Below are 2922 nucleotides of genomic sequence, written 5' to 3' on the forward strand. Positions count from 1 at the left end.
CGGTACCGCTGCCGCCGACGATGGCAAGTATCTCGCCGCAACGTATGGTCAGATCAAGATGCCGCTGAATCCAACGGGTTCCGAACCGGGTGGCGATATCGGTCAGGATAATGGCGTTGGGGTGGGCCATCAGCCGCCGCCTCCCGTATTGGCAAAGACCATGGCAAGGGCTGCGTCGATGAGGATCACCAGGGTGATGGACACGACTACCGAGCTGGTCGTTTCCCGGCTCAGGCTAGTGGTGTTGGGCTTCACCTTAAGACCATGAAAGCCCGCGATCCACGCAATCAAAATGCCGAAGATCGCCCCTTTGGCAATGCCCAGCCACAGGTTAAAACTGGGGACCACGATAGGCATTTGTTCGATAAAGAAGATGGTGCTGATGCCGAGCTCCATTTTGGCCACGAGCATGGCCCCGAAGAGTCCCACCATGTCGGTCCAGAGGACGAGCAGCGGCATGACCAGCGCGAGGGCGATGACCTTGGGCAGAATCAGGCGGCGGATCGGGGGAATGCCGAAAGTGCGCAGGGCATCCAGTTCTTCGGTGACACACATGGCGCCGATTTGCGCGGTGAACGCGGAGCCGGAACGCCCTGAAAGAATGATTGCGGTAATCAACGGGCCGAACTCACGCAGGATGCTCAGGCCGGCAATGTTGATGATGTAGATATTGGCGCCGTATTGGGCGAGGGTTGAGGCCGACTGAAAAGAAATCACCACGCCGATGAGAAAGCCGATCAGGGTGAGGATGGGTAGTGAGTTCGGTCCGGTATTGACGATGGTGGCGGAGATTTCGCGCCACGGAAAGCTGCGCGGGTGGCGTAGGCCGTGCCCGAACTCCAGCAAAAGGGCGCCCATGAGCAGAAAAAGTCCCCAGAGGTCGCATCCCGTTTCGACCAGGAACGCGCCAAGCTGATCAAGAAACTGCCAGGAGCGCCGGGGTGGGGTGGTAATCGGCGGAATCTGCGCCAGGCGGGCGAAGATGTTGCGATGCTGATCCTCCATCCGGATATTTTCCGGCAACTGGCTGCCCCAGGCCTGCCAGAGCAGGAGGCCCCCGGCGCTGTCGAGCGCCTCGATGGCGGAGAGATCCCACAGTATTTCCGGGGTTATGTTCCGCAGCGCCGCCTCTTGCGCCGCAAAATTGCCACCGAGACGCCGCAGGGTCCAGCGCCCGCTGAGGCGCAAAGTCTGGCCGTCGCGTTCCCAGTTCGGTTGGTGTGCGTTACTTTCCATCATGCGCGGGTCCGGGCTTTTCTCGGTCATTCCTTGGGTTATACTCGGCGACTGATGTTTGCAGGAGTACACGGATGGCTATTGTTGCACGAAGTTCCGGCTTCACCCAATGGTTTCAGCGCTGGCCCGCGCTGCTGCTGGTCGCGCTGCCGCTCAGCGCCTGCAGCGCATTTCCGGCGCACCATCCGGAGGTGCAATTACTGAGCATCCAGCCGGAGTCGGTGGGACTGGCCTCGCAGACGTTTTTGCTGTCGCTCAAGGTCAGCAACCCCAACGACAATGCGCTCCACGCCAAGGCGGGGGAGGCGCGTCTGTATGTGCAGAATCGGCAGGTGGCTTATGGGTTGCTGGATAAGCCGGTCGATGTGCCTGCCTACGGCAGCGCCACGGTGAATATCCCGGTGACGGGCAATTTTCTGACATTGCTGGGGGAACTCGGCAGTGTCAGCGCCAGGGCTGGGCTCCCTTATGCAGTCAAAGGTTATCTGGTGACTGGCATGCTTGATATGCGGATACCTTTTACCGTCACTGGGGCTTTGCATCTGCCGCTGTCGCCGAGCCCCAGCGTAGTTTTGCCTTGAGTGCGAGGTGATCGGAGAGCGGCTCAGTGATGGTTTCAATCGCCGTAAATTCCAGGTCTGGGCTGCAGAGGATGTGATCGAAGGAAAATCGTGGTGACCAACTGGGAAAGGTGGGCGGGCTCCAGGGCGGCGCCTGCAGGCCACTTTCGTTGAGGAGCATGCGCATTTCCGGGGAACGTGCCGTGCAGTTCAGGTCGCCCATGAGAATGAGATTCGGGCGTCCGCGCAGGCGTTGGGCGAGATCGCGTATCTGACTGAGGCGCGCGTGACGGCTGAGGCCGAGGTGGGTGATGATCACGGTCAGGGCGCTTCCACCAACATTGAGCCGGTTTTCCAGCATGCCGCGCCCTTTCATAAAGCTGGGCAGGGAATGCGCTATGGTTTCTTCAATGGGCCAGCGGGAGAGAATGCCGTTGCTGTGCTGGGCGAAGTCGCCAAAGTTACGGGTACGTTGTTGCGCCCAGTAAGGGAAATGGGCGCGGTCAGCGAGAAAACCCGCCTGATTGACATACTGGCTGCGAAAAGAGCCCGCATCGACCTCGTTGAGCCCGGCGATATCGGTTTCCTCCAAAATCAGGGCGATTCGCTCCAGGTTGCGCAGACTCTGGCCATGGGGCATCACATATTTCCAGCCATGCAGGAGCATGTGCCGGGCACGATAGGAACCGATGCCCACCTGGATATTGAAAGAGGTGACAGTAAACTCTGAGGGGTCAGTCATGGTCGAGTTCGATATCGAGTCCCTGCCAGGAAGTGCCATCCCCAGCGACTACAAAGGCGCGCAGGACGATCACCCCTTTGATGTCTGCAGCCAGTAATATTTGATAGGGCGTGTTGGTGGGGACGCTGTCCGCGATGGGCGTGGCGGCATGGGCATAACGCGCGAAAGGCGTTTCGCCGCGGGACCGGATCACCGCGAGTACCGCGGCAAAGTCTGCTGGCGGGCAGGGATAGACGGAGACGGGCACGTCGGCGGTAGCGCCGATAAGTCCTTCGCCAACACCGGATTGCAGGTCTGCAAGCAGGGCGTTGGCCAGGGTGCGTGGCAGTTTCAGGCGCTTCACGCGCAGACGCCACAGGCCGGGTCGCGGCGCAGGGCGATCTG

Annotated in this window: 4 protein-coding genes; 1 reads left to right on the forward strand and 3 read right to left on the reverse strand. The window is 60.4% G+C overall.

The window, feature by feature from the left end:
- Positions 1 to 129: 129 nt before the first annotated feature.
- Positions 130 to 1239, reverse strand: a complete 1110-nt coding sequence (locus M7F93_RS11545) for an ABC transporter permease (protein WP_298173654.1) — start codon at positions 1237 to 1239, stop codon at positions 130 to 132.
- 71 nt (positions 1240 to 1310) lie between these two features.
- Here M7F93_RS11545 and M7F93_RS11550 point away from each other — a divergent pair, with 71 nt between their 5' ends.
- Positions 1311 to 1817, forward strand: coding sequence for an LEA/WHy family protein (locus tag M7F93_RS11550; RefSeq protein WP_298173659.1), 507 nt, complete (start codon positions 1311 to 1313; stop codon positions 1815 to 1817).
- Here the strand turns inward: M7F93_RS11550 and M7F93_RS11555 are convergent.
- Positions 1762 to 2538 (reverse strand): endonuclease/exonuclease/phosphatase family protein, encoded by a 777-nt coding sequence (locus M7F93_RS11555; RefSeq protein WP_298173662.1) that lies wholly within the window; start codon positions 2536 to 2538, stop codon positions 1762 to 1764. The two genes, M7F93_RS11550 and M7F93_RS11555, sit on opposite strands and share 56 nt — an antisense overlap.
- The coding region (locus M7F93_RS11560) for a hypothetical protein (protein WP_298173665.1) at positions 2531 to 2922 on the reverse strand (392 nt) is incomplete at its 5' end. The genes M7F93_RS11555 and M7F93_RS11560, both read right to left, overlap by 8 nt.

Source organism: Acidithiobacillus sp. (assembly GCF_027322205.1).
GTDB lineage: Bacteria > Pseudomonadota > Gammaproteobacteria > Acidithiobacillales > Acidithiobacillaceae > Acidithiobacillus.